The following is a 23,920-nucleotide window of genomic DNA, read 5'->3' as shown; positions in this document are numbered from 1 at the left end:
AATGGTGACTTTGCAAATCAAGGAAACGCTGTTTCAAAGGGTTAACGCGTTCGTGTCAGAACGTGAGAAAAAAACGAAGATCGGAAGACGCCGTGCAGGCTGCGGGTAGAGCAATATGACAGGACCGGATCAATCCTTGCCATTGGGGAAGGGGGTGCTGCGCTTGTTGGCAACCACCGATCTGCACAGCAATCTGCTCAGCTACGACTATTATGCCGACCGGCCGGACCCCAGCATCGGCCTGTCCCGCGTCGCGTCCCTGATCGCAGAGGCGCGGCAAGAGGTCCGGGAGGCAGGGGGCACGGTGCTGCTCTTGGACAATGGTGATGGGCTGCAAGGGGCGCCGATTGGTGAGATTTCCTCTGACGACCCGATCGTGCCGCATCCGCTGATGCAGGCCTTCAACGTGTTGCAATACGATGCCATCGGGCTTGGAAATCACGACTTCAACTTCGGTCTGGAGACGCTTGAGCAGGTGCTGGAGCAGGCACCCTGTCCGGTGATTTGCTCGAATATGACGGCCGTGGAGGAGGGACGGAAGCTACCTTTCGCCCGCTCCACCATTCTGGAGCGGGAGGTGCCTGCCTGCGCCGATGCACCGCCGCTGCGGATCGGGATCCTGTCGGTGTTGCCGCCGCAGACGGTAACATGGGATGCGCATCTTCTCGAAGGTCAGGTCGTGGTTGCGGACATGGTGCAGGCGGCTGCCGCTGCTGCCAGCGCGCTGCGGCGGGAAGGATGCGATATCGTGATCGCATTGGCGCATACAGGTGTCGGAGGGTTGGAGCGGGTGCCGGGCATGGAGAATGCCTTGCTTCCCATCGCGGCCACGGCGGGAATCGATGCGGTGATCGGCGGGCACACCCACAAGACCCTTCCAGATCCCGAGCACAGTTTCACCAAGCCGGTGGTCATGCCGGGTGCGCATGGATCACACCTGGGGCAGATCGATCTGCAGGTGTCGCACGGCCCGGAGGGGTGGCGGCTGGAGAATTGGGACGCCCGCCTCAAACCCATCTGCAGCAGGGCAGAGAATGGCGATCTGATGTCTCTGGTCGACGAGGACGCTGAACTGACCCGCGCGCTTGGCCCCGCGCATGATTCAACGCGCGAACGGATGCGTCAGCCAGTTGGCTTCAGTGACGTGCCTTTGCACTCCTTCTTTACTTTCTTTGGGCCCGACCTTGGGCTGGAACTTGCAGCAGCAGCGCAAGCGGCAGCGGTCAGGCCGCTGCTGGAAGGCACTGAGGTTGGTAAACTGCCGCTCTTGTCCGCGGCGGCGCCAGGCAAATTCGGTGGCCGTTCCGGGCCGGGGCATTATACCGACATCGGGCGTGGCGATCTGTGTATGCGCAACGTCGCTGATCTTCACATCTTCCCGAATGAGCTTAGGCTGGTGGTTGCGACCGGCGCGCAAGTGCTGGACTGGCTGGAAATGTCCGCGGGTGTGTTCAAACAAGTCCGCCCCGGCAGTACCGAACAGGAACTGGTTGATCCCAGCCGTGCCGGGCATAATTTTGACGTTCTTTTTGGCCTGCAATACGAAATAGATCTCTCGGCACCGCCGCGGTTTTCCTCCTCTGGCGTGCGGATCAACCCGGCGGCAGGGCGCATTCGACGTCTTCGCGTGCACGGGCGGCCTGTGGCCCCTGCGCAGCGTTTTGCCGTTGTGGTCAACAGTTACAGGGTCAGCGGTGGTGGTAATTTCCAGATGGTCAAAGACGCCGAGAGCATCCCGCTGCCGCCGGTGCGAATCCGGGATGTGATCCGGGACTACGTTGCGGGCCGCCTGCCTGAGGATCCACTGGCGCAGGAAGAGTATCCGTGGCGGTTTGCCGAGCTCAACAACGCCGAGGCCGCCGCCTATACCAGCCCGGAGGCGGTGCAGTATCTGGATGAATTGCCGGAGGGGCAGGTGCGCAACTGCGGCATGACACCAAAAGGCTTTCTGAAACTGATGCTTGCCCTCTGACCTGCGGAGCGGTGGATCGGGGAGGCCCCCTTGTCATTGCTGCGGCAGCCGCCTATATCGGGATTCGAGAGGTTGGCGCGGGCAAGCGCCTCGCCAACCTGGTCAGGTCCGGAAGGAAGCAGCCACAACGAGCCCCGCTTGGGTCGATGTCCAACCTCTCACCTTTCCCTAAATACAGATCCAGCCCGCCGAAAGGCGTGGGCTGTCTTAATGCCCGCAGAATTAGAGGTTAGTAGCGGCCATTGTCAGCGGGATAGACGCCCAGGATCTCGACGTTGGTGGTAAAATAAGCCAGCTCGTCCATGGCCAGCTGCACGTTCTCATCCTCGGGATGGCCTTCGATATCGGCATAGAACTGTGTCGCCGTGAAGGAGCCGTCGACCATATAGCTTTCCAGCTTGGTCATGTTGATTCCATTGGTGGCAAAGCCACCCATCGCCTTGTAAAGCGCGGCGGGGATGTTGCGCACCTGGAACACGAAGCTGGTGATCATGCCATGGGCACCGCGACGGCTGTAATCTGGCTCGCGTGACATGATCAGGAACCGCGTGGTGTTGTCGCCGTTGTCTTCGATATGGCGGGCCAGCACATCCAGACCGTAGATCTCTCCGGCCAGCTCGCTGGCGAGGGCGGCAACGTGTTTGTCGCCAGCCTCCGCCACATCGCGGGCGGCCCGTGCGTTGTCGGGGCTGACCCGGCCGGTGATGTCATGTTTACGCAGGAACTGTCCGCATTGCGGTAGAAGAACCAGATGCGATTTCGCCTCGCGGATATCTTCCAGCCGGGCACCCGGAACGCCCAGAAGATTGATATGCACCCGCACAAATGCCTCATCAACAATATGCAAGCCGCTGTGCGGCAGCAGACGGTGAATATCGGCCACCCGGCCATAGGTCGAATTCTCCACCGGCAGCATGGCGAGGTCCGCCTGACCGCTTGTCACTGCTGCGATCGTGTCCTCAAAATTGCGGCAGGGTAACACTTCCATGTCGTGCCGCGCGTTGCGGCAGGCTTCGTGGCTGTAAGAGCCAAGCTCCCCCTGAATGGCGATTTTTCCGGTCATGAGTGCGACTTTCCTGCAAAACTTGGACAATCGGGCGTTTCGTCGCGCTGTCTACACCTTGCCACTTGAGAGGGGAAGCCTTAGACACCCTCCCAGACAGCTGAAATGGACTCGCGATCATGTTTGACACGATGACCCTTACCAAAGCGACTGCAGGCTTCTGCGGCGCGTTCCTCGTGTTCCTCCTGGGCAAATGGGCCGCAGAGGAACTGTATCATGTGGAGGCCCATGGCGAGGCTTCTTACGTGATTGAAGTGGCAGAGGCAGGTGGTGCAGAAGAAGAAGTGGAAGAAGTCAGCTTTGAAGAGCTGATGGCCTCCGCTGACGTTGGCAAAGGCGCCAAAGTCTTCAAGAAATGCTCCGCGTGCCACAAGCTTGAGGCTGGCGCCAATGCGACCGGTCCTTATCTCTACGGTGTGGTTGACCGTCCCAAGGCAAGCGCCGAAGGATTTGGTTACTCCGGCGCCCTTTCCGGTATGGAAGGCGCATGGACCGCTGAGAACCTCAATGAATTCCTGATCAAACCGTCCGATTACGCACCGGGCACCACGATGAGCTTCTCTGGCCTGAAAAAGGTCAAGGACCGCGTGAACCTGATCGCCTATCTGGACAGCCTGGACGACTAAGTCTGAGGCCGGTCTGACGGAGACCCGGATTCGAATTCTGAAAGGCCGCTGTTGATCAGCGGCCTTTCGCTTTTCCTGGGTCTTTTCAGAGAATATCTGCGGCAAAAGGGCGGGAAATTGCCCCGGGCCAACCCGAAAGTGACCGCATCACAACTTGAATGTTGCGCCTGCCTGCCATTAGCTTGAAATACGGTAGAAATCCGGATCGCTTGAACACCGGACAGCGGAGGTTAAGGCAGATGAGATCACAACAGATGACAGCCCGAACGCGAGCCATGAACGAGGGGCTTCCGGCGCCGCTTGGGTTTGTGATGCTGAGCGTTTTGATGCTGGGCGCGATGGTGCTGGTACTGGCAGGACAGGCCCGCGCCGAAGAGACGATCATCAAAAGCCATGGGTTCGCGGAATTCGGCGAGCTGAAATACCCCGAAGGATTCGCGCATTTCGACTATGTGAACCCGGATGCACCCAAGGGCGGGGAACTGTCCTTTTCCGCCGTCGGTACCTTCGACAGCATGAACCCCTTTACCCGCAAGGGGCGCGGCGGGGCGCTGTCTTCCTATCATCTGGAAAGCTTGCTGATCGAATCCTATGACGAGCCGGGCTCCTATTACGGGCTGATCGCGGAAAGTCTGGAGTATCCCGAAAGTCAGGATTGGGTGATCTTCAACCTGCGCCCCGAGGCGCGGTTTTCGGATGGAACGCCTGTGACCGCCGATGACGTCGTCTTTTCCCACAACATCCTGCTGGATCAGGGGCTGCAATCCTACGCCGAAGCGGTGCGTAAACGCATCCCCAAGGCCGAGGCGCTTGGTCCGCACCGGGTCAAATTCTACTTCTCGCCCGATTTCCCGCGCCGCGCGATGATTTCGCAGGTCGCAGGCACGCCCGTCTTCTCCAAGGCCTGGTTCGAAGCCGATCCCGAAAACCGCCGTCTTGATGAGCCGCGTCTGGATCCGGGAATCGGGTCGGGGCCATATGTTCTCGACAGCTTCGACATCAATCAGCGTATCGTCTACCGCCGCAATCCGGATTACTGGGGCGCCGATCTCAATGTGAATGTTGGCCGCCACAACTACGACAGCATCCGGATCGAGTATTTCGGCGATGCCATCGCGGCGATGGAAGGGTTCAAGGCCGGTGTCTACACCCTGCGCCCCGAGAACAGTTCCAAAAGCTGGGCGACCGCCTATGAGTTTGACGCGGTTGCGCGCGGCGATGTCATCAAGGACGAAATTCCCGACGGTAACGTGCCTGCTGCCAATGGTTTTGTAATGAACCTGCTGCGTCCCGTGTTCCAGGACATCCGCGTGCGTGAGGCAGTTCAACTGGCCTTCAACTTCGAATGGACCAACGAAAGCTTGCAATACGGGTTGTTCCGGCACCGCTCCTCCTTCTGGCAGGACAGTGCGCTGGAGGCCAAGGGCCTGCCAGAAGGGCGCGAAAAAGAAGTGCTCGAGGCGCTGGGCGACCAGATTGACCCCACTATCCTGACCACTGAACCAGTGATGGCGCATGCTTCGAAACCGGGGCGTCCATCGGACCGCCGCAATCTGCGCCGGGCGATGAAATTGCTGGATGAGGCAGGCTGGGCCGTTGGCGATGACGGGGTGCGCCGCAATGCTGCGGGCGAGGTCATGCAGATCGAATTCCTGCTCGATAGCCCAACGCTGGAACGCATCGTACAGCCCTATGTCGCGAACCTCATCACCATGGGGATCGATGCCAAGCTGAACCGGGTGGATTTCGCGCAATACACCAGCCGTCGCCGGGAAAAGGATTTCGATATGGTGAGCTTTGCCTATCCGAAGTCGCTGGAACCTTCGACGGGTCTTTATCAACAATTCGGATCGGAGGCGCATCAGTATTCGGTCTTCAATCCCGCCGGGCTGGCCGACCCGGCGGTGGACGCGCTGATCGACAATATCGTCAAGGCCACCACCGAGGAAGAACTCCACGCCAGCGCCCGCGCGCTGGACCGGGTGCTGCGGGCCAAACGGTTCATGGTTCCCACGTGGTATCTGGACGTGAACTGGATCGCCTACTGGAGCATGTACGAATACCCCGAGAACCTGCCGCCCTATGCGCCGGGCACGATGGATCTGTGGTGGGTGAACGCCGAAAAGGAGGCCGCTCTCAAGGCCTCTGGCGCGTTGCGGTAGGCCCGTCCCATGGCAGCCTATATTCTGCGGCGTTTCCTGCTGGTGATCCCGACTCTGTTCGGGATCATGGTGATCAACTTTGCCTTGGTGCAATTTGTGCCGGGCGGGCCGGTGGAACAGATCATTGCCCAGATGCAGGGCAGTGGTGATGTGTTCGAAGGCTTTGCCGGTGGTGGCGGCGATGCGGGGACCACGGAAACCCTTGGGTCGAACGACAACTATGCGGGTCGTCAGGGCCTGCCGCCCGAGCTGATCGAAGAGTTGAACGCGCAATTCGGCCTCGACAAGCCGCCATTGGAGCGGTTCATCCAGATGATCGGCAACTATCTTCGGTTCGATTTCGGCGAAAGTTATTTCCGCAAGATCGATGTCACCGAACTGGTGATGGAGAAAATGCCGGTGTCGATTTCGCTGGGCCTGTGGTCGACCTTGATCGCCTATATGATCTCGATCCCGATGGGCATCCGCAAGGCGCTGAGCGACGGATCCCGCTTTGACACATGGACCAGCGGCATGATCATCGCGGCCTATGCGATCCCCTCGTTCCTGTTCGCGATCCTATTGCTGGTGCTCTTTGCCGGTGGCTCCTATTGGCAGATCTTTCCGCTGCGTGGGCTGACCTCGGACAACTGGGAGGAGCTAAGCCTGCTGGCCAAGATAGGGGATTACTTCTGGCATATCGCGCTGCCGGTCATCGCCTCCACCATCGGGGCCTTTGCGACGCTGACGCTGCTGACCAAGAACTCCTTCCTGGATGAGATCAAGAAACAATACGTGATGACCGCCCGGGCCAAGGGGCTGAGCGAACGACGGGTTCTGTATGGCCATGTGTTCCGCAACGCGATGCTGATCGTGATCGCGGGCTTCCCGGCGGTGTTTATCGGCGTCTTCTTTTCGGGCAGCCTGATCATCGAAACGATCTTCTCGCTCGACGGGCTGGGGCGTCTCGGGTTTGAGGCCGCCGTGGCGCGTGATTATCCGGTGATCTTCGGCACGCTGTTCATCTTTGGCCTGATGAGCCTCGTCGTGGGGATCGTGTCGGACATCATGTATGTGCTGGTCGACCCACGCATCGACTTTGAAAAGAGAGAGGGCTGAGCCATGGCATTGTCCCCACTCAACCAGCGCCGCTGGAACAATTTCCGCCGCAACAAGCGGGCTTTCTGGTCGTTCTGGATCTTTTCGGTGCTGTTCGTGCTGTCGTTGTTTGCCGAGTTCATCGCCAACGACAAACCGATTCTGGTCAGTTATCGCGGCGAATTGCACATGCCGATCTTCAAGTTCTATCCCGAAACCGCCTTTGGCGGCGATTTCAGGACCGAGGCGGTGTACAAGGACCCCGAGGTCGAATGCCTGATCCGCTCGGGCGGCAATCTGGACTGTTTTGATGACCCTGAAGGGATCATGGAACAGATCGCGGCTGGCACCTTCGCAGGGGAAGATTTCCACGAAGGCTGGACCATCTGGCCGCCGATTCCCTACAGCTTTAACACCACGGTGGATCGGCCCGGTGCGGCGCCGCTGCCGCCGAACGGGCAGAACCTCTTGGGCACCGATGATACCAAGCGGGACGTGCTGGCGCGGGTCATCCACGGCTTCCGCCTGTCCATCGTCTTTACCCTGATCGTGACAGGCGCGGCGACCGTTCTCGGCATCGCGGCAGGCGCCGTGCAGGGCTATTTTGGCGGCTGGCTGGATCTTCTGTTCCAGCGGTTCATCGAAATCTGGAGCTCGACCCCGACGCTTTATGTGATCATCATCATGTTCGCGATCCTGGGGCGCAGTTTCTGGCTGCTGGTCTTCCTTATGATCCTGTTCGGCTGGACCGCGCTGGTCGGGGTGGTGCGCGCCGAATTCCTGCGGGCGCGCAATCTGGAGTACGTGCGCGCGGCCAAGGCGCTGGGTGTTGGCAACATGACCATTATGTTCCGCCACATGCTGCCGAATGCCATGGTGGCGACCCTGACGATGATGCCCTTCATCGTGACCGGCACTATCTCTTCGCTGGCAGGGCTCGATTTCCTCGGCTTTGGCCTGCCGTCCTCGGCGCCTTCGCTGGGGGAGTTGACCCTGCAGGCGAAACAGAACCTTGAAGCGCCCTGGCTGGCCTTCACCGCCTTCTTCACCTTCGCCATCATGCTGTCGCTTCTTGTCTTTATCTTTGAAGGCATCCGCGACGCCTTCGACCCAAGAAAGACCTTCTCATGACTGCGATACTGGAGGTGAAAGGTCTGCGTGTCTCTTTCCGCCAAGACGGCAAGGAGACCGAAGCGGTCAAAGGCGTGTCCTTTGAGGTGGGGCGTGGCGAAACGGTGGCGCTGGTGGGGGAATCCGGCTCTGGCAAATCCGTGTCGGCTCTGTCGACGGTGTCGCTTCTGGGGGACAGTGCCACGGTGAAGGGATCGGTGCTCTACAACGGCAAGGAGATGGTCGGCGCCGACGAAAAGCACCTGATGAAACTGCGTGGCAACGACATCAGCTTTATCTTTCAGGAGCCGATGACCTCGCTTAATCCGCTGCACACCATTGAAAAGCAACTGTCGGAATCGCTGGCCCTGCACCAGGGGCTGGTGGGGCAGGCGGCGCGGGACCGCATTCTGGAACTGCTGATCAAGGTCGGCATCCGCGATCCGGAAACTCGTCTTGGCGCCTATCCGCACGAGCTGTCCGGTGGGCAGCGGCAGCGGGTGATGATCGCCATGGCGCTGGCCAACAAGCCCGAGATCCTGATCGCGGATGAGCCGACCACTGCGCTGGATGTCACTATTCAGGCCCAGATTCTCGAACTTCTGGCCGAGCTGAAGGAAAGCGAAGGCATGGGGTTGTTGTTTATCACCCATGACCTGGCCATCGTGCGGCGTATCGCCGACCGGGTTTGCGTGATGAAGGACGGCGAGATCGTCGAAAACGGTCCTGCCGAGGATATTTTTGCAAACCCGCAGCATCCCTATACGCAGAAATTGCTGGCAGCCGAGCCCTCTGGGCAACCTGCCGCCGTGCCCGAAGGCGCCGAGGAATTGGTCCGAACCTCGGATCTCAAGGTCTGGTTCCCGATCCAGAAGGGGCTGTTGAAGCGCACCGTTGGGCATGTGAAGGCGGTCAATCCGACCTCCATTTCCGTCCGGGCGGGGGAAACCCTTGGCATTGTCGGGGAAAGCGGCTCTGGCAAGACGACCCTGGCGCTGGCCATCATGCGGTTGATTGCGTCGGAGGGTGAGGTGCGATTCCGCGGCGATGACCTGCGACAATGGTCAACGCGGGATCTGCGGCGCCTGCGCAAGGACATGCAGATCGTGTTTCAGGATCCCTTCGGCTCTCTCAGCCCGCGGATGACCTGCGCACAGATTATTTCCGAAGGTCTGGCAATCCATAAGGTCGATCAGCATCGCGACACCCGCGAGTTGGTGGCTGAGGTGATGGTGGAGGTGGGTCTAGACCCGGCGGCCATGGACCGCTATCCGCACGAGTTTTCGGGCGGACAGCGGCAACGCATCGCCATTGCCCGTGCCATGGTGCTGCGGCCGCGGCTGGTGGTTCTGGATGAGCCGACCTCTGCGCTGGACATGACGGTTCAGGTGCAGATCGTCGATCTGCTGCGCGATCTGCAGACGCGCTATGGACTGGCCTATCTGTTCATTTCACACGATCTGAACGTCGTGCGCGCCATGTCGCACAAGATGATCGTGATGAAGCAGGGCGACGTGGTGGAGGCTGGGCAGGCAGACGCGCTGTTCGACAACCCCCAAGAGGAATACACCCGCCAGCTTCTTGCGGCGACGCGATGAACTGCTGACCCGCCAGCGGCAGGCCGCGGGGCCTTTTGAGGTCCCGTCGCGATATCAAACGGGATATCAGATCGCGGAGCTGTGCCCGGCCTGGTTCACCTCATAGGCGTCCAGACTACGGGCGATCATCCGGGTCAGGGGGCGGGCGCGCTCCGGGATCGACAGCCCTTCCTGCGACAGCTCCACCATGTTCGGAAAGGCGTGGGCTGTTTGCTCCAGCACATCCCGGAGCCATTGCGCCGAAATCTGAAACTTGCCCAGGATATCTTCGGCGCTGATCCTGAAATCGCACATCAGCGATTCGATCATGCGACCCCGCAACTTGTCTTCTCCCTGAAAGACATGTCCGCGCGCGGTTGCAAACTGACCTGTCGCTATCGCCCTTGCGTGGTCCGCGGTGCCGGGGGCGTTCTGGGCGTAGCCCTGCGGGAAGCGCGAGATTGCCGAGGCGCCGATGCCGATCAGAACGTCGGCGGGATCCTCGGTATAGCCCTGGAAATTCCGTTTGAGCCGCCCAGAGGCCTGAGCCTTGACCAGACTGTCGTCCGGCCTTGCAAAATGGTCGATGCCAATTTCGCGGTAGCCGTCCCACAGGAACAGGCGCCGGGCGGTATCAAAAAGATCCAGCCGATTTTCGGGCGTCGGCAGGGTATCCGTAGGAATCATGGTCTGGCGCCGCGCCATCCAGGGCACATGCGCATATCCAAACAGGGCGACCCGATCCGGTGAGAGGGACAACAGTTTCTGCGCGCTGTCGGTGATCCGCTCCGGCGTCTGATGTGGCAGCCCGAACAGGATGTCAGCATTGATACTGTGGATTCCCCGCGCGCGCAGCATTTCGAAGGTTTCATGCGTCAACTCATAGCTTTGCAGCCGCCCGATTGCGTTCTGGATGGTGGCGTCGAAATCCTGCACCCCGATCGAGGCCCGGTTCATGCCTGCCTCGGCCAGGGCATCCAGCCGCGCCGCGTCGCATTCGTTCGGATCAATCTCGACCGAAAACTTGGTGCCAAGGGCCCATGGCGCCAGATCGGCCTGCGCGGCGGCCAGTTCACGAATCATATCGGCTGATAGCAGCGTCGGTGTGCCACCGCCCCAATGCAGCCGGGACAGGCTGACACCTTCGGGGAGATGCGATTTCAGCAGCGCGATTTCGGCCTTGAGCGTGTCGAGATAGGCCCTGACCGGGGCGTCTGACTGGGTGCCCTGTGTGCGGCAGGCGCAGAACCAGCACAGCCTGCGGCAGAAAGGCACATGCACATAAAGCGAGATCTGACTGCCAGGCGCGATATCCCTTAGCCAGCCTGAGAAAACACTGGCATTTACGCCGCCTGCAAAGTGCGGCGCCGTGGGGTAGCTGGTATAGCGCGGCACTTTAGCATCGAATAATCCGAGGCTTGCCAATTGTGATTTCTGTTTCATCGGACTATCGTAAATCGTGTACGAGTAACTAGACTTTGACCCAGATCAAGCGGGACACGCCATGACAGCCCCCACGATTTCATCTTTCAACTGTGGTGATTGCCCGATCAGGCATCGCGCGGTCTGTGCGCGCTGCGATTCGGATGAATTGGAAGAGTTGGATGCCATCAAATACTACCGGACCTATGAGGCGGGGCGCCCGATTATCTGGTCCGGCGACTCAATGAATTTTGTCGGTTCGGTGGTTTCCGGCATCGCGACCCTGACCCAGACAATGGAAGATGGTCGTACCCAGATGGTCGGTCTTCTCCTGCCCAGCGATTTTGTCGGACGCCCTGGGCGCGATGGCGCGGCCTATAACGTGGTCGCCACAACCGAAGTGGTGATGTGCTGTTTCCGCAAGAAACCCTTTGAAGAACTGATGGCGCGTACGCCACATATCGCGCACCGCCTGCTTGAAATGACGCTGGATGAACTGGACGCCGCGCGGGAATGGATGCTGGTACTGGGCCGTAAGACCGCCCGGGAAAAGATCGCCAGCCTGCTATCGATCATTGCGCGCCGGGATGCGTCTCTGACTCCCGCAGGAGCGAAGGATCGGATGGTGTTTGATCTGCCGCTCACGCGGGAGGCAATGGCAGACTACCTTGGCCTGACCCTAGAAACCGTCAGCCGCCAGATGTCGGCACTGAAAAAGGACGGCGTGATCGAGCTCGAAGGCAAGCGGCACGTGACCGTGCCCGACATGGGGCGCCTGCTGGAAGAAGCGGGCGACGATAGTGACGGTGGTTTCCTCGGCTGAGATCCACGCTGTGCGCAATCAACGCGTGCATATTGGACAGGGGCGAAACAGGTGCAGATCTGTTCGCCCCTTTTTTCGTGTCAGCTTTGCAAGATCTCTTCTCCGGTACTGCTTTTCAGCCACTCCGCCACCTGATTGACTGCAGCTGCCGAGCCCCGGCCGGGCAGGCGCCACAGGCGCAGGGCATCCGGCATTGTAACCTTGGTGGCAAAGGGCGCAACCAGCCGTCCTGATTGCAGCAAAGGCGCCAGAAGGGCAGCATGGCCGATCAGCACCCCGGCACCGTTCAGGGTTTCCTCTACCGCAAGGGCATAGAGCGAATAGACTGGTCCGCGTGGCGTCACCGTTTCACTGAGATCCACTGCAGCCAGCCAATGCATCCAGTCCCGGTCCCATGTGGTGTCAGTCAGGCAGGGCACATTTCGCAGATCCTCGGGCCGCGAAAGCTGTGCGGCCAGATTGGGGGCGCAGACTGGAAATATGACATCTCGTTCCACTGGCTGCCCCTGCGACGGGTCGAAGAACAGACACAGATCATAAGGCGTGCGTTTCAGGTTGGGCGGTGTTTCCAGCGCGGTGACCGAAATGGCAACCTCGGGCATGGCCTGCCGCAGGGCGGGCAAACGTGGGGACAACCAGAACTGCGCAACCGAGGGCAGGGTGGCGATATGCACCACCGCAGGCGCGGCCTCATCCCGCAGGGTTTGCACCGCCCCGGCCAGCTGATCAAAGGCGGCGGTAAATTCGGGTAGGGCACGCGCGCCCGGCGCGGTCAGCTCCACTGCCTTGGCCCGGCGATGAAACAGCGGCGCCCCGAGCGCATCTTCCAGCGTCTTGATATGCGCCGATACCGCCCCTGGCGTGACGCCAAGTTCCTGCGCTGCAGCGGCAAAACTACCGAGCCGGGCAGCAGCCTCGAAGGCGCGCAAGGCGGTCAGGGGCAGGGATCTGGGACGGGGTGGAGAGACGCTCATGAAGTAAGCCTTAGTTTTTCTAACCCTAATTTTTCGCAAAACTGGTTTGCACGCAAGGGCGCGCGGCGGCTTCACTGAGGCAAAGAAACAGACCTTCAACAGGGATGATCCACATGACCGATCCGGCAAAACAACGCCTTGCACAGCGCCGCTGGGTGCCAGCGGCCTGCGAGGCCCATGTGCAGGAAATTGCAAAGCAGACCGCTGCCGCAACCACCGACGGGCTGGCAGGCCGCATCGATACGCTGATCCGGCGCAACGCTGAAATCCACGATGAAGAGTGTTTCAACCTCAACCCAGCCACCAATGTGATGAACCCCGCCGCCGAGGCGGTGTTGTCATCCGGGCTCGGCAGTCGGCCGTCGCTGGGCTATCCTGGCGACAAATATGAAATGGGGCTGGAGGCCATTGAGGAGATCGAGGTGATCGCCGCCGAATTGGCCGCCGAGGTGTTTCAGGCGGCCTATGCCGAGGTTCGGGTCGGCTCCGGCGCGCTCGCCAATCTCTATGGTTTCATGGCTCTGACGCAGCCGGGGGACAGTATCATCGCACCGCCCGCCACCGTGGGTGGACATGTGACGCACCATGATGCGGGCTGTGCGGGGCTTTACGGGTTGAAAACACATCCGGCGCCAGTGCACGCGGATGGCTACACCGTGGATCTGGATGGCTTGCGCCGTATGGCGCATGAGGTGCAGCCAAGCCTGATCACCATTGGCGGCAGTCTGAACCTCTTTCCGCACCCGGTGGCAGAGGTCCGCGCCATCGCAGATGAGGTCGGCGCCAAGGTGCTGTTCGACGCGGCGCATCAATGCGGCATCATCGCGGGCGGCGCCTGGGCCAATCCACTGCAGGAGGGCGCCCATCTGATGACGATGAGCACCTACAAAAGCCTTGGTGGTCCTGCCGGAGGGCTGATTGTCAGCAATGACGCGGCGGTTGCCGAGCGGCTTGATGCCATCGCCTTTCCGGGGATGACGGCCAATTTTGACGCGGCCAAGACGGCGGCGCTGGCGGTCAGCCTGCTGGACTGGGTCGATTATGGCGCCGCCTACGCAAAGGCTATGATCGACCTGGCGCAGGCGCTGGCGGATGAATTGGAAAAGCTTGGATTGCCGGTGTTCAAGGGCGCAGGAAAGGCAACCCAATCGCATCAGTTCGCGATCGAGGCCGCTGGATTCGGTGGTGGGCAGGCAGCATCCAAAACCCTGCGGAAAGCCGGGTTCCTGGCCTGTGGGATCGGCCTGCCAATTGCAGAGGTGCCGGGTGACATGAACGGTCTGCGCATCGGAACGCCCGAATTGGTGCGCCGGGGTGTCACGCCTGCGGATGCGCCGGAACTGGCGGCGCTGATCGCGCAGGGGCTGACCGGGAACGATCCCGCAGCCGTGGCACCGCGCACCCGCGCGATGCGGGCACGGTTCCAGGGCATGCATTACGTGCGGGCGTGACCTCGCAGGGCTTCGCAGCTAAGCTGCCTGAAACAGGGGAGAAATCATATGCACTTCGAAAGTCTGATCGGAATGCTGATCATCGGCGCCTTGGCAGGGTGGCTGTCGGGCAAGATCATGCAGGGGCGCGGGTTTGGCGTCATTGGCAATATCATCGTGGGGATCGTTGGCGCCTTTCTAGCGGGGGCAATCTTCCCAGCTCTTGGTTTTGCCGTTGGCGGCGGGGTGCTGGCCTCGGTAATCCACGCCACCATCGGCGCGGTGATTCTATTGTTCGTTATAGGGTTGATCCGAAAAGCACGCTGAGCCAGCCCTGCGACAGAATGTAAAAAAGGCGCCCCTGATCGGGCGCCTTTTGTTTGCGTCGTTTCTTTGCCAGCCACGAGCGGCCAGTCGGTGAAATCAGTGGGCCATAAAGACTGGAACGGTCGCTTTTTCCAGCATGTTGCGGGTTGCGCCACCCAGAATCGCCTCGCGGAAACGGGAGTGGCCGTAGGCGCCCATCACGATCATATCCGCACCGGTATCGGTGGCATGACGGTTCAGGATGTCCGAGACCCGTGGCATCGTCTTGCTGAGTACGTCGATTTCGCATTTTACGCCATGGCGCGAGAGCATCTGCGCCAGCATCCCGCCGGGATCGGACCGTTCCGGGCTGTGCTGCGGCGGGTCGATGACGACGATGCGGGCCACCTCGGCGCCTTCGAGGAAGGGCAGCGCCTTGCGGATAGCGGTCATAGCCTCGATGCTTTCGTTCCAAGCCAGCAGCACGGTTTTCGGCTGGGTGATCGGCTCGGCGTCATCCGGCACCACCAGAACCGGGGTGCGTCCTTCAAACAGGGCCGCTTCGACCACGGGCTCTGCCTCTACGCCGATGCCTTCGCCGTAGGGCTTGCCGAGCACCACCAGATCCGAGAATCGCGCATGATGCGCCACGTGGCGGCCCAGATCGGCCACCGGCGCGATGGCGATATCGGTCGAAAAGGGCGTGCCACTGCGCTCCATGACCTCTGCGGCGTGGGTTTGGACCTCTGCTGCTTCTTCCTGTGCCCGTACCATGGCTTCCTGGATGATCATGGCATTGGCACCGGCGTAGTAGTACCCCGTTTGGGTCCGGTCCACGCCAAGGCACAGAACCTCGGTATGGCCGGAAAAATGCTCTGCCAGAGCGGCGGCCTGAGCCAGCGGAGCTGCGGCGGTGTTCTGGTCAGTCAGAACGGATAAAAAGGTTTTGTAGGTCATTGTCATCCCTTGGTGGAAATAGCGCAAAATCCCCAGAAGGGACCGCGTTTCAATGGCTGTGCCATAAATGATGTGTCACACTTGTTTGGCAATTGTCTTGATGCAGATCAATGCATGGACGCGGCGCGTTCTGCATCACAAACTCGGTCTAAAAAGGTCCCGCGTGGCGGAAGAATCGCGCGGTACATGTTAAAGGGACGCAAGATGTCTAATTATCTCAAGCTGATAGCGCTTGGTCTGGTCACGCTCTTTGCGATGATCGGGATCAACTATGCGCGCGATCTGGCTTACCAGGTGCACGCGATCATCGTGATGCTCGTGGCTGGTGGGCTTTTCCTCTACACACTTCGCAAGACGGATGAGCCGGTACCGGCCACCGGCAATCTGGAGCACGAATATTTCGATAGTGTCGTGCGCTACGGGGTCATTGCCACCGCCTTTTGGGGCGTTGTTGGTTTTCTGGCGGGCACGTTTATTGCCTTCCAGCTGGCCTTTCCGGTTCTGAACTTCGACTGGGCGCAGGGCTTTGCCAACTTTGGCCGTCTGCGTCCGCTGCACACCTCGGCGGTGATCTTCGCCTTCGGGGGCAACGCGCTTCTGGCAACCTCTTTCTATGTCGTTCAGCGCACCTCCGCGGCGCGGCTTTGGGGCGGCAACTTGGCGTGGTTCGTGTTCTGGGGCTATCAGCTGTTCATCGTTCTGGCCGCAACCGGCTATGTCCTGGGCGGGACCCAGTCCAAGGAATACGCCGAGCCGGAATGGTATGTTGACCTGTGGCTGACCATCGTATGGGTCGCCTATCTTGCTGTCTTCCTGGGCACGCTGATCAAGCGGAAAGAGCCGCATATCTACGTCGCCAACTGGTTCTACCTGGCCTTCATCGTGACCGTCGCGATGCTGCACGTCGTCAACAACCTGACTATCCCGGTCTCCATCTGGGGGTCCAAATCGGTCATCGTCTGGCCCGGCGTGCAGGATGCGATGGTGCAGTGGTGGTATGGCCACAACGCGGTGGGCTTCTTCCTGACCGCTGGCTTCCTCGGGATGATGTACTATTTCATCCCGAAACAGGCCGAACGTCCCGTGTTCAGCTACAAACTGTCGATCATCCACTTCTGGGCGCTGATCTTCATCTACATCTGGGCTGGTCCGCACCACCTGCACTACACCGCGCTGCCTGACTGGGCCTCGACCCTTGGCATGGTGTTCTCGATCGTGCTGTGGATGCCGTCCTGGGGTGGTATGATCAACGGTCTGATGACCCTGTCGGGTGCATGGGACAAGCTGCGCACCGACCCCGTCATCCGCATGATGGTGATCTCGGTCGGCTTCTACGGCATGTCCACCTTCGAAGGTCCGATGATGTCGATCCGCGCCGTGAACTCGCTGTCGCACTACACCGACTGGACCATCGGTCACGTACACTCCGGCGCTCTTGGCTGGAATGGCATGATCACCTTCGGTGCCCTCTACTTCCTGGTGCCGGTTCTGTGGAAACGTGAGCGTCTCTACTCGCTGCAGATGGTGTCCTGGCACTTCTGGCTCGCCACCATCGGTATCGTTCTCTATGCCGCCTCCATGTGGGTGACCGGCATCATGGAAGGCCTGATGTGGCGCGAAGTGGATGCGAATGGCTTCCTGGTGAACTCCTTTGCCGACACCGTGGCTGCAAAGCTTCCGATGTATGTGGTGCGCGGTCTGGGCGGGGTCATGTACCTCACCGGTGCGATCATCATGTGCTACAACCTCATCATGACCGTCCGTCGGGCGCCGGCCAAAGAAGCCAGCCTGTCGGTCTCGGTCCCGGCTGAATAAGGAGGGCCGGACAATGGCAATTCTCGACAAACATAAAATCCTCGAGACCAACGCGACCCTCCTTCTGGTGTGCAGCTTCCTGGTTGTGACCATCGGTGGTCTGGTGCAGATCGCACCGCTGTTCTGGCTGGAAAACACCATCGAAGAGGTGGAGGGCATGCGTCCCTACACCCCGCTGGAGATGGCTGGCCGCGAAGTCTACATCCGTGAAGGCTGCTATGTGTGCCACAGCCAGATGATCCGCCCCATGCGGGACGAGGTCGAACGCTATGGTCACTACTCGCTGGCGGCGGAATCGATGTACGATCACCCGTTCCAGTGGGGGTCCAAGCGGACCGGGCCGGATCTGGCCCGTGTCGGTGGCCGCTACTCGGATGAGTGGCACGTGGACCACCTGCGCAATCCGCAGTCGGTGGTGCCGGAATCGGTGATGCCCAAATATGGCTTCCTTGAGCGGACCATGCTGGACGGCAAATACATCGGTGACATCATGGCCACCAATGCGATCCTGGGCGTGCCCTACACCGACGAGATGGTCGAAGCCGCGCAAGCCGACTTCATGGCGCAAGCGGATCCCGACAGCGATTACGACGGTCTGATGGAGCGCTATGGCGAAGACATCAATGTGCGTAACTTTGATGGCCAGCCGGGTGTTTCCGAAGCGGACGCTCTGATCGCCTATCTGCAGATGCTGGGGACTCTGGTCGACTTCTCGACCTTCACCCCGGATGCAAGCCGCTAAGCGGGAGGGACAGATGGAAGAATACACACTCCTGCGGCAGTTCGCAGACAGCTGGATGCTGCTGATGCTGTTCGCTTTCTTCATCGGGGTCGTTGTCTGGGTGTTCCGCCCAGGCAGCAACCGGGTCTACCGCGACACGGCAGATATCCCCTTCCGGCATGACGACAAACCCGCCCCAGCAAAGGGTAAAGCCAAGGAGGCGCGGACATGAGTAAGAAACCACAAAAGTTCGATAGCGATCCGAAGACAACCGGCCATCAATGGGACGGGATCGAAGAGTTCGACAATCCGATGCCGCGCTGGTGGCTCTACACCTTCTACCTCTGCATCATCTGGGGCATTGGTTACACCATCGCCTATCCGGCATGGCCGATGATCAACTCGGCCACGGCCGGGGTACTGGGCTGGTCGACCCGTGCAGATGTGGCCAGTGAAATCGCGGCCGTGGAAGAGGCAAACGCCCCGACCAATGCCAAGCTGGTCGAAACCGACCTGACCGAGATTTCGGCAGACCCGGATCTGAATGCCTATGCTGTGTCGGCTGGCTCCGCCGTGTTCAAGACCTGGTGTGCCCAGTGTCACGGATCTGGCGCTGCAGGTGCCAAGGGTTATCCCAACCTGCTGGACGACGACTGGCTTTGGGGTGGTTCGGTGGAAGACATCCACGCGACTGTGGCCCACGGCATCCGCAACGAGGACAGCGACGATGCGCGCTACTCCGCGATGCCTGCCTTTGGCCGGGATGAGCTGCTCGAAGCCGAAGAGATCGATCAGGTCGTGAACTACGTTATGTCCCTGTCGGGCGAAGCGCAGGATGCCTCCAAAGTCGAAGCAGGCGCTGTTGTTTTTGAAGACAACTGTTCGTCCTGCCACATGGAAGACGGCACCGGTGATCGCGCTCAGGGCGCTCCGAACCTGGCCGATGCGATCTGGCTCTATGGCGGCGATTACGACACGCTGACGGAGACCGTGACCAATGCGCGTTACGGTGTGATGCCGGCTTGGAACCTCCGCCTCAGCGAGGCCGAGATCCGCGCGGTTACCGCCTATGTGCACCAGCTGGGTGGCGGCGAATAAGACCGGGCTCCACAGCAAATATCGGAACACGTAAAAGGGCTGCCCAACGGGTGGCCCTTTTCATTTTGCCCTTGCCCGGGCTGCTTGATTCTGCCGGTTCAGGGGCTTGCCCTGTGGGGGGCGACCGTGCGCCTAGTCTGGCTGCTCAGCATGATCGCCGCAAGGATCAGGGCGCACGCGATGGCCTGCGCCAGAGAGATCCGCTCTCCAAAGGCGATGACACCCACCGCGAACATGGTTGGCAGTTCGATGCTGCCAATGACAGCGGTGCGCGCGGCGCCGATCATCGGGCTGCAGACGGAATAGACCAACTGCGGCACCAGCGCCGTGCCAAGGCTGATCCCCAGCAACAAAAGCCAGCCTTCGCCGCCGTTGGGGACCATTGCAGCCGCATCCGTCGTCATCACCAGCGGCAAGAGGCCCAGAACGGATCCTAACGAGACCGCCGCGATCCGGGCCAAAGGCGGAAGAACGGTCAGCCGGTAGACCAGCACGGTGATGCCAAATCCAAACCCCAAGGGGGCCGCCAGAGAAATCACCAGGGCTGGCAGCGCGGCAGAAGGGACCGCACCCGGGCCGCTGGCAATTGTCGCGGCAACCACGATCAGACCGGCGGCCCAGACGGCGCGCAGGGGCGGTCTGTCACGAAACAGCACCCAGGCGATCAGCAGCGTGAACACCGGGTAGGTCATGTAAAGAACCCCGACCACGGATACTGGCGCGCTGCGCAGGGCGCTGACATATCCAATCCAGCCAAGCCCCATCAGTGCCCCGGCCGCCATCCCCCACAGGATTGCGCGGGCTTTGTCCCGGTGCAGGAACAGCAGCGGCGAGAGGACCACGGCTGCCAAGGTGAAACGGTAAAAGGCGATGATGTGGGGCGGCATGCCCTGTTCGGTCAGGCTGCGGGCAAAGAACGGCAGCGCCCCAAAGCAGAGCGAAGCAAACAGCACGCCCGCGCTGGCTAGAACAAGCGAGGGGGCGGCAGGAAGCGGGCTGGAAGAGCGATCTGACATCCAAAGCCGATAGCACCGGTTCGGAATTCCGGCAAGAATTCCACGGCGACCTGCGGCGGGCCCAGTCAGAGCTGCGCAGCCGGGCGGCAGTTTCCGTCCAATTTGGCGCCTTTAGTTTGCGTGACTTGATCCGTGTCAAATCGCGTTGGGCTGTCGCGTGCTTATATCGTTTCAAAGAGAAACAGGCCCTGCAGGGCGATAGGCATCAGGGTGATGCTTTCCTGCCGGGTCCTTCGCATCCCGCCGGTACCGACGTGCTGGTTAGGCGGGTACAGGCGTCGGCTTTTCGATCTGTTCGCGCGTTTCCTGAAAAGCCGACGCTTTTTCTTCCTAGATTTTCTGCGGGTCGATGCAGCGGGTGCGTCGCGCTGGTTGGCTGATGCGCCGAGTAAGCCAGGCTTTGATCCGGCCAAGGCGGCTCCGTGGCTGGGGCAGCGGTTTGGCGGGTGGCATATCCCGCAGGGGGGCGCAGTCGAGGCGGGTCGCGGTGAATACGGTGCGTGCGTAGATGTCGGTCAGCATTTCGATGCCTCCTGAGTTTGAACATGTCCGGTACTGTTGCGCCAAAACGCGTTTCATGCGACTCAGAAAAAAAGTCACTATGTAAGTCAGGATTACATATGGAGTGGTTTAGCCTGCCGCCTCTGGCTGCGCTCAGAGCCTTTTCTGCCTTTGCCGAAACGTCGAATGTGGTGAAGGCAGGGGCGGCGCTGAATGTCAGCCACGCTGCCATTAGCCAACAGCTCAGGGCGCTGGAACGTCATATGGGCGTGGCGCTTCTGGACCGCAGTGGCCGGGCGCTGCGGCTGACGCGCGAGGGGGAGCACCTGGCGCGCGGACTGCAACTGGGGTTCAGTGCGATTCAGACAGCGGTTCAGGACCTGACCGTTTCTGGCGCGCAGCGGCCGTTACATGTCAGTTGCACGCCGATGTTTGCCGCCCAGTGGCTCATGCCGCGCCTTGCAGAGTTCCGCGCCCTGCATCCTGAGGTGGATATGGTGCTGGACCCAAGTGGCGAATTGGTCGAACTGACGCCGGGCGGGATCGACATTGCGCTGCGTTATGGTTCTGGCGATTGGTCCGGGTTGGCGGCTGAGATGTTGCTGCAATCGCCGATGTCGGTGGTTGCGGCGCCGGATCTACTTGATGGGCGCAGCGTGTCTTCGCCGCAGGACCTGCTCGATTTTCCCTGGCTTGAGGAATTGGGAACCACGGAGGCGGCCAAATGGCTTGTTTCCCGTGGTGTCGTCGACGCCCTACGTGGCCCCCGGGTCCGGCTGCCTGGAAATCTGCTGATGGAGGCGGTGCGCGGCGGGCAGGGCGCGGCGGTCAGCGTGCGCGCCTTTGTCGAAGAGGACATTAGGGCAGGGCGGTTGGTGGACCTGTTCACAGAGGACGACACGCGCGGTTATCACATCGTGACCCGGCCCGGCGTGTTGCGGTCGCAGGCCCGCAAATTCATCGCCTGGCTCAGGAAGCACCGGCAGGTTCCGAATGCTGTGGCGGAGGATGACACCGGCGATAACTGACAGGCGGGACAACACAATTTTGTGAAGCTGCGCCCGTGAGCCCACCGATCCCAGTTGCGCGCCTATGATCCCTTGGTCACAGAGACGTTTGCAGATGCGGAGACGTGCAAAAAGGTCGCGTTGCGCATCCATATAAGGTCGCTGACAACCGTTTCAGACGTATGTCGTCAACCTATCACGGTATGTGGTGGCCGGTTTTTTTGACGTGGTCAAAGGGTGGCAAGACGCTGGCAAAGATATTTGTCCGATATCCTTTTTGATCCACGTCAAAGCTGTGCTGCGCCGCATCTGTGAGAACGCAAGACAAAGAGCAAATTCAGTGGAGTGAGTCCGTGAGCGATTCCGATCCCGCCCCAAGCCTTTATGCCGCCAGGGAGCCGATTTTCCCAAGGCGCGTATCGGGCATGTTCCGCAATCTCAAATGGTATCTGATGGCCGTGATGCTGGGCATCTACTACATCACGCCGTGGATCCGCTGGGACCGGGGGCCGTCGTTGCCCGATCAGGCGGTGCTGCTGGATCTTGCCAACCGCCGCTTCTATTTCTTCTGGATCGAAATCTGGCCGCATGAATTCTATTTCGTGGCCGGTCTTCTGATCATGGCGGGGCTGGGCCTCTTCCTGTTCACCTCGGCGCTGGGCCGGGTCTGGTGTGGCTATGCCTGCCCGCAGACTGTCTGGACCGACTTGTTCATTCTGGTGGAACGCTGGATCGAGGGTGACCGGAACGCCCGCCTGCGTCTGCACCGTCAGAAAAAGATGGATTTCCGCAAGGCGCGGCTGCGTGTCACCAAATGGGTGGCCTGGTTCCTGATCGGTCTGGCAACCGGCGGTGCCTGGATCTTCTATTTCTCCGATGCCCCGACACTGCTGCATGATTTGGTGACGCTGCAGGCGCACCCCATCGCCTATACCACCATGTTGGTGCTGACCCTGACCACCTTCTTCTTTGGTGGCTTTGCGCGGGAACAGATCTGCATCTACGCCTGCCCCTGGCCGCGTATTCAGGCGGCGATGATGGATGAGGACACGCTGACCGTCGGCTATCGTGAGTGGCGGGGTGAGCCGCGCGGCAAGCATCGCAAATCTGCCGAGTCGCAGGAAATGGGCGATTGCATCGACTGCATGGCCTGCGTCAACGTCTGTCCGATGGGTATCGACATCCGGGATGGCCAGCAACTGGAGTGCATCACCTGCGCCCTGTGCATCGACGCCTGTGACGATGTCATGGCCAAGATCGGCAAGCCGCGGGGCCTCATCGACTATATGGCGCTGTCGGACGAGGCAAACGAACGCGCTGGTCAGCCACCGCGCAGCGTCTGGAAACATATCCTGCGTCCACGCACGATCATGTATACCTCGCTCTGGGCTGTTGTTGGCTTTGCGCTGGTGTTTGCTCTGTTCATCCGCCCGGATATCGATCTGACCGTCGCACCGGTCCGCAACCCGACCTTCGTTACCCTGTCGGATGGCTCCGTCCGCAACACCTATGATGTGCGCCTGCGCAACAAGCATGGGGAGCCGCGCCAGTTCGAGCTGTCGATCAAGGGTGAGCCGGAAATGCGGATCCAACTGGAAGGCACGCCCTATGCCTCGGTTCAGGTGCCTGCCGACACCGCCTTCCTGCAACGGGTTTATATTGTTACCCCAAAGGGAGCGCCTGCGTCCGGAGCCGAGTCGACCCCGGTCCGGATCTGGGTCGAAGACCTCAACAGCGGCGAGCGTGCCTACAAGGATACGACCTTCAACGGGAAAGGAAACTGAACCATGTCGGCAGACAAACCCCAGCGTGAGTTCACTGGTCGCCATGCGCTGATGGTGTTCGGCGGCGCTTTCACGGTCATCATCGGCGTCAATATTGCCCTGGCGGTCAATGCTGTGAAAACCTTTCCTGGTCTGGAGGTGAAGAACTCCTACACCGCCAGCCAGGAGTTCGATGCCCGTCGCACCGCCCAAGAGGCTCTGGGCTGGTCGGTCTATGCCTCGGCTCAGGACGGTCAGGTAAAGCTTGAGATCACCGACCGGGATGGCAACCCGGTCGAAGTGGCCAAGCTGACGGCCACTTTGGGCCGGGCAACCCACGTTAAGGACGACCAGAACCCTGATTTCCAGTTCAACGGCCAGGCCTACGTCGCGCCTGCCAAACTGGGCGCTGGGAACTGGAATATCCGGATGGTGGCGCGGGCCCAGAATGGCACTGAGTTCACTCAGCGGGTCATCCTGCACGTGGCAAAAGGGTAACG

The 23,920-nt window shown here is 60.5% G+C and carries 22 protein-coding genes and 1 other RNA gene; 17 read left to right on the top strand and 6 right to left on the bottom strand.

Annotation, left to right across the window (positions count from 1 at the left end; translation table 11 throughout):
* Positions 1-115: 115 nt before the first annotated feature.
* Together SM765_RS05050 and ffs are read left to right on the top strand one after the other, a co-directional pair.
* The gene (locus SM765_RS05050) at positions 116-1,972 is read left to right on the top strand and encodes a 5'-nucleotidase C-terminal domain-containing protein (RefSeq protein WP_274837307.1); all 1,857 of its coding nucleotides are present in this window, start codon (positions 116-118) and stop codon (positions 1,970-1,972) included.
* A 65-nt stretch (positions 1,973-2,037) separates the two neighbouring features.
* Positions 2,038-2,136: signal recognition particle sRNA small type (ffs, locus tag SM765_RS05045), an RNA gene on the top strand.
* 65 nt (positions 2,137-2,201) lie between these two features.
* Here the strand turns inward: ffs and SM765_RS05040 are convergent.
* Complete coding sequence (locus SM765_RS05040) at positions 2,202-3,035, bottom strand: prephenate dehydratase (RefSeq protein WP_065271293.1); 834 nt, start codon at positions 3,033-3,035, stop codon at positions 2,202-2,204.
* 119 nt (positions 3,036-3,154) lie between these two features.
* Between SM765_RS05040 and SM765_RS05035 the strand changes: the two genes are divergently transcribed.
* The 5 genes from SM765_RS05035 to SM765_RS05015 all read left to right on the top strand — a co-directional run bounded on the left by SM765_RS05035 (position 3,155) and on the right by SM765_RS05015 (position 9,608).
* Positions 3,155-3,661: a c-type cytochrome gene (locus SM765_RS05035; RefSeq protein WP_065271292.1), complete on the top strand. Its 507-nt coding sequence runs from the start codon at positions 3,155-3,157 to the stop codon at positions 3,659-3,661.
* 275 nt (positions 3,662-3,936) lie between these two features.
* Positions 3,937-5,823, top strand: a complete 1,887-nt coding sequence (locus SM765_RS05030) for an extracellular solute-binding protein (RefSeq protein ID WP_425537299.1) — start codon at positions 3,937-3,939, stop codon at positions 5,821-5,823.
* Positions 5,824-5,832: 9 nt separating this feature from the next.
* Positions 5,833-6,921 carry a microcin C ABC transporter permease YejB gene (locus SM765_RS05025; protein ID WP_274837309.1) on the top strand — a complete coding sequence of 363 codons (1,089 nt, stop codon included), beginning with the start codon at positions 5,833-5,835 and terminating at the stop codon, positions 6,919-6,921.
* A 3-nt stretch (positions 6,922-6,924) separates the two neighbouring features.
* Positions 6,925-8,031, top strand: a complete 1,107-nt coding sequence (locus SM765_RS05020; protein WP_065271289.1) for an ABC transporter permease — start codon at positions 6,925-6,927, stop codon at positions 8,029-8,031.
* Positions 8,028-9,608, top strand: coding sequence for an ABC transporter ATP-binding protein (locus SM765_RS05015; protein WP_274837310.1), 1,581 nt, complete (start codon positions 8,028-8,030; stop codon positions 9,606-9,608). Before SM765_RS05020 ends, SM765_RS05015 begins: the two co-directional genes overlap by 4 nt.
* 66 nt (positions 9,609-9,674) lie before the next feature.
* Here SM765_RS05015 and hemN read toward each other — a convergent pair whose 3' ends face one another.
* Entirely contained in the window at positions 9,675-11,030 is a 1,356-nt protein-coding gene (gene hemN, locus SM765_RS05010; protein WP_274834870.1) for an oxygen-independent coproporphyrinogen III oxidase, read from the bottom strand.
* Positions 11,031-11,091: 61 nt separating this feature from the next.
* On the opposite strand from hemN, the gene fnrL reads away from it, so the two are divergent.
* Complete coding sequence (gene fnrL, locus SM765_RS05005; RefSeq protein WP_065271286.1) at positions 11,092-11,832, top strand: transcriptional regulator FnrL; 741 nt, start codon at positions 11,092-11,094, stop codon at positions 11,830-11,832.
* An 80-nt stretch (positions 11,833-11,912) separates the two neighbouring features.
* Here fnrL and SM765_RS05000 read toward each other — a convergent pair whose 3' ends face one another.
* The gene (locus SM765_RS05000; protein WP_274837311.1) at positions 11,913-12,806 is read right to left on the bottom strand and encodes a LysR family transcriptional regulator; all 894 of its coding nucleotides are present in this window, start codon (positions 12,804-12,806) and stop codon (positions 11,913-11,915) included.
* A 113-nt stretch (positions 12,807-12,919) separates the two neighbouring features.
* Between SM765_RS05000 and glyA the strand changes: the two genes are divergently transcribed.
* Positions 12,920-14,257, top strand: a complete 1,338-nt coding sequence (gene glyA / locus SM765_RS04995; protein ID WP_274837312.1) for a serine hydroxymethyltransferase — start codon at positions 12,920-12,922, stop codon at positions 14,255-14,257.
* Positions 14,258-14,305: 48 nt separating this feature from the next.
* Positions 14,306-14,563, top strand: a complete 258-nt coding sequence (locus SM765_RS04990) for a GlsB/YeaQ/YmgE family stress response membrane protein (RefSeq protein WP_274832689.1) — start codon at positions 14,306-14,308, stop codon at positions 14,561-14,563.
* A gap of 96 nt (positions 14,564-14,659) precedes the next feature.
* Here the strand turns inward: SM765_RS04990 and SM765_RS04985 are convergent, their stop codons facing one another.
* Positions 14,660-15,499, bottom strand: a complete 840-nt coding sequence (locus SM765_RS04985; protein WP_274829716.1) for a universal stress protein — start codon at positions 15,497-15,499, stop codon at positions 14,660-14,662.
* Between the two features lie 204 nt (positions 15,500-15,703).
* Between SM765_RS04985 and ccoN the strand changes: the two genes are divergently transcribed.
* Genes ccoN through ccoP form a run of 4 tightly spaced genes read left to right on the top strand, consistent with a single transcriptional unit; the run spans position 15,704 to position 19,133 of the window.
* Positions 15,704-17,314, top strand: coding sequence for a cytochrome-c oxidase, cbb3-type subunit I (gene ccoN, locus SM765_RS04980; RefSeq protein WP_065271283.1), 1,611 nt, complete (start codon positions 15,704-15,706; stop codon positions 17,312-17,314).
* 13 nt (positions 17,315-17,327) lie between these two features.
* Positions 17,328-18,056, top strand: coding sequence for a cytochrome-c oxidase, cbb3-type subunit II (gene ccoO / locus SM765_RS04975; RefSeq protein ID WP_065271282.1), 729 nt, complete (start codon positions 17,328-17,330; stop codon positions 18,054-18,056).
* A 13-nt stretch (positions 18,057-18,069) separates the two neighbouring features.
* Positions 18,070-18,267 carry a CcoQ/FixQ family Cbb3-type cytochrome c oxidase assembly chaperone gene (locus tag SM765_RS04970; protein WP_065271281.1) on the top strand — a complete coding sequence of 66 codons (198 nt, stop codon included), beginning with the start codon at positions 18,070-18,072 and terminating at the stop codon, positions 18,265-18,267.
* Positions 18,264-19,133 carry a cytochrome-c oxidase, cbb3-type subunit III gene (gene ccoP / locus SM765_RS04965; RefSeq protein ID WP_065271280.1) on the top strand — a complete coding sequence of 290 codons (870 nt, stop codon included), beginning with the start codon at positions 18,264-18,266 and terminating at the stop codon, positions 19,131-19,133. The genes SM765_RS04970 and ccoP overlap by 4 nt, the downstream gene beginning before the upstream one ends.
* Positions 19,134-19,231: 98 nt before the next feature.
* Here ccoP and SM765_RS04960 read toward each other — a convergent pair whose 3' ends face one another.
* Together SM765_RS04960 and SM765_RS04955 are read right to left on the bottom strand one after the other, a co-directional pair.
* Positions 19,232-20,149: a DMT family transporter gene (locus SM765_RS04960; protein ID WP_274837313.1), complete on the bottom strand. Its 918-nt coding sequence runs from the start codon at positions 20,147-20,149 to the stop codon at positions 19,232-19,234.
* Positions 20,150-20,479: 330 nt separating this feature from the next.
* Entirely contained in the window at positions 20,480-20,671 is a 192-nt protein-coding gene (locus tag SM765_RS04955) for a hypothetical protein (RefSeq protein ID WP_065271278.1), read from the bottom strand.
* A gap of 98 nt (positions 20,672-20,769) precedes the next feature.
* Between SM765_RS04955 and SM765_RS04950 the strand changes: the two genes are divergently transcribed.
* The 3 genes from SM765_RS04950 (at position 20,770) to SM765_RS04940 (ending at position 23,918) form a co-directional block, all read left to right on the top strand.
* Positions 20,770-21,678, top strand: a complete 909-nt coding sequence (locus SM765_RS04950) for a LysR family transcriptional regulator (RefSeq protein ID WP_065271277.1) — start codon at positions 20,770-20,772, stop codon at positions 21,676-21,678.
* 332 nt (positions 21,679-22,010) lie between these two features.
* Positions 22,011-23,441: a cytochrome c oxidase accessory protein CcoG gene (gene ccoG, locus SM765_RS04945; protein ID WP_274832692.1), complete on the top strand. Its 1,431-nt coding sequence runs from the start codon at positions 22,011-22,013 to the stop codon at positions 23,439-23,441.
* A gap of 3 nt (positions 23,442-23,444) precedes the next feature.
* A complete protein-coding gene (locus SM765_RS04940; protein WP_274834865.1) occupies positions 23,445-23,918 on the top strand; it encodes a FixH family protein in 474 nt (157 codons plus the stop codon).
* Positions 23,919-23,920 lie beyond the last annotated feature (2 nt).

It is taken from the genome of Pseudophaeobacter sp. 1A09344 (assembly GCF_041008745.1).
GTDB classification, from domain to species: domain Bacteria; phylum Pseudomonadota; class Alphaproteobacteria; order Rhodobacterales; family Rhodobacteraceae; genus Phycobacter; species Phycobacter gallaeciensis_A.
Note: the sequence above shows the minus strand (reverse complement) of the source record. Positions and strands in the feature narration are given on the sequence as shown.

Coding starts and splice junctions, on each gene's coding strand:
- SM765_RS05050 (WP_274837307.1), top strand. CDS start 116: ATGACAGGACCGGATCAATCCTTGCCATTGGGGAAGGGGGTGCTGCGC.
- SM765_RS05040 (WP_065271293.1), bottom strand. CDS start 3,035: ATGACCGGAAAAATCGCCATTCAGGGGGAGCTTGGCTCTTACAGCCAC.
- SM765_RS05035 (WP_065271292.1), top strand. CDS start 3,155: ATGTTTGACACGATGACCCTTACCAAAGCGACTGCAGGCTTCTGCGGC.
- SM765_RS05030 (WP_425537299.1), top strand. CDS start 3,937: ATGAACGAGGGGCTTCCGGCGCCGCTTGGGTTTGTGATGCTGAGCGTT.
- SM765_RS05025 (WP_274837309.1), top strand. CDS start 5,833: ATGGCAGCCTATATTCTGCGGCGTTTCCTGCTGGTGATCCCGACTCTG.
- SM765_RS05020 (WP_065271289.1), top strand. CDS start 6,925: ATGGCATTGTCCCCACTCAACCAGCGCCGCTGGAACAATTTCCGCCGC.
- SM765_RS05015 (WP_274837310.1), top strand. CDS start 8,028: ATGACTGCGATACTGGAGGTGAAAGGTCTGCGTGTCTCTTTCCGCCAA.
- hemN (WP_274834870.1), bottom strand. CDS start 11,030: ATGAAACAGAAATCACAATTGGCAAGCCTCGGATTATTCGATGCTAAA.
- fnrL (WP_065271286.1), top strand. CDS start 11,092: ATGACAGCCCCCACGATTTCATCTTTCAACTGTGGTGATTGCCCGATC.
- SM765_RS05000 (WP_274837311.1), bottom strand. CDS start 12,806: ATGAGCGTCTCTCCACCCCGTCCCAGATCCCTGCCCCTGACCGCCTTG.
- glyA (WP_274837312.1), top strand. CDS start 12,920: ATGACCGATCCGGCAAAACAACGCCTTGCACAGCGCCGCTGGGTGCCA.
- SM765_RS04990 (WP_274832689.1), top strand. CDS start 14,306: ATGCACTTCGAAAGTCTGATCGGAATGCTGATCATCGGCGCCTTGGCA.
- SM765_RS04985 (WP_274829716.1), bottom strand. CDS start 15,499: ATGACCTACAAAACCTTTTTATCCGTTCTGACTGACCAGAACACCGCC.
- ccoN (WP_065271283.1), top strand. CDS start 15,704: ATGTCTAATTATCTCAAGCTGATAGCGCTTGGTCTGGTCACGCTCTTT.
- ccoO (WP_065271282.1), top strand. CDS start 17,328: ATGGCAATTCTCGACAAACATAAAATCCTCGAGACCAACGCGACCCTC.
- SM765_RS04970 (WP_065271281.1), top strand. CDS start 18,070: ATGGAAGAATACACACTCCTGCGGCAGTTCGCAGACAGCTGGATGCTG.
- ccoP (WP_065271280.1), top strand. CDS start 18,264: ATGAGTAAGAAACCACAAAAGTTCGATAGCGATCCGAAGACAACCGGC.
- SM765_RS04960 (WP_274837313.1), bottom strand. CDS start 20,149: ATGTCAGATCGCTCTTCCAGCCCGCTTCCTGCCGCCCCCTCGCTTGTT.
- SM765_RS04955 (WP_065271278.1), bottom strand. CDS start 20,671: ATGCTGACCGACATCTACGCACGCACCGTATTCACCGCGACCCGCCTC.
- SM765_RS04950 (WP_065271277.1), top strand. CDS start 20,770: ATGGAGTGGTTTAGCCTGCCGCCTCTGGCTGCGCTCAGAGCCTTTTCT.
- SM765_RS04940 (WP_274834865.1), top strand. CDS start 23,445: ATGTCGGCAGACAAACCCCAGCGTGAGTTCACTGGTCGCCATGCGCTG.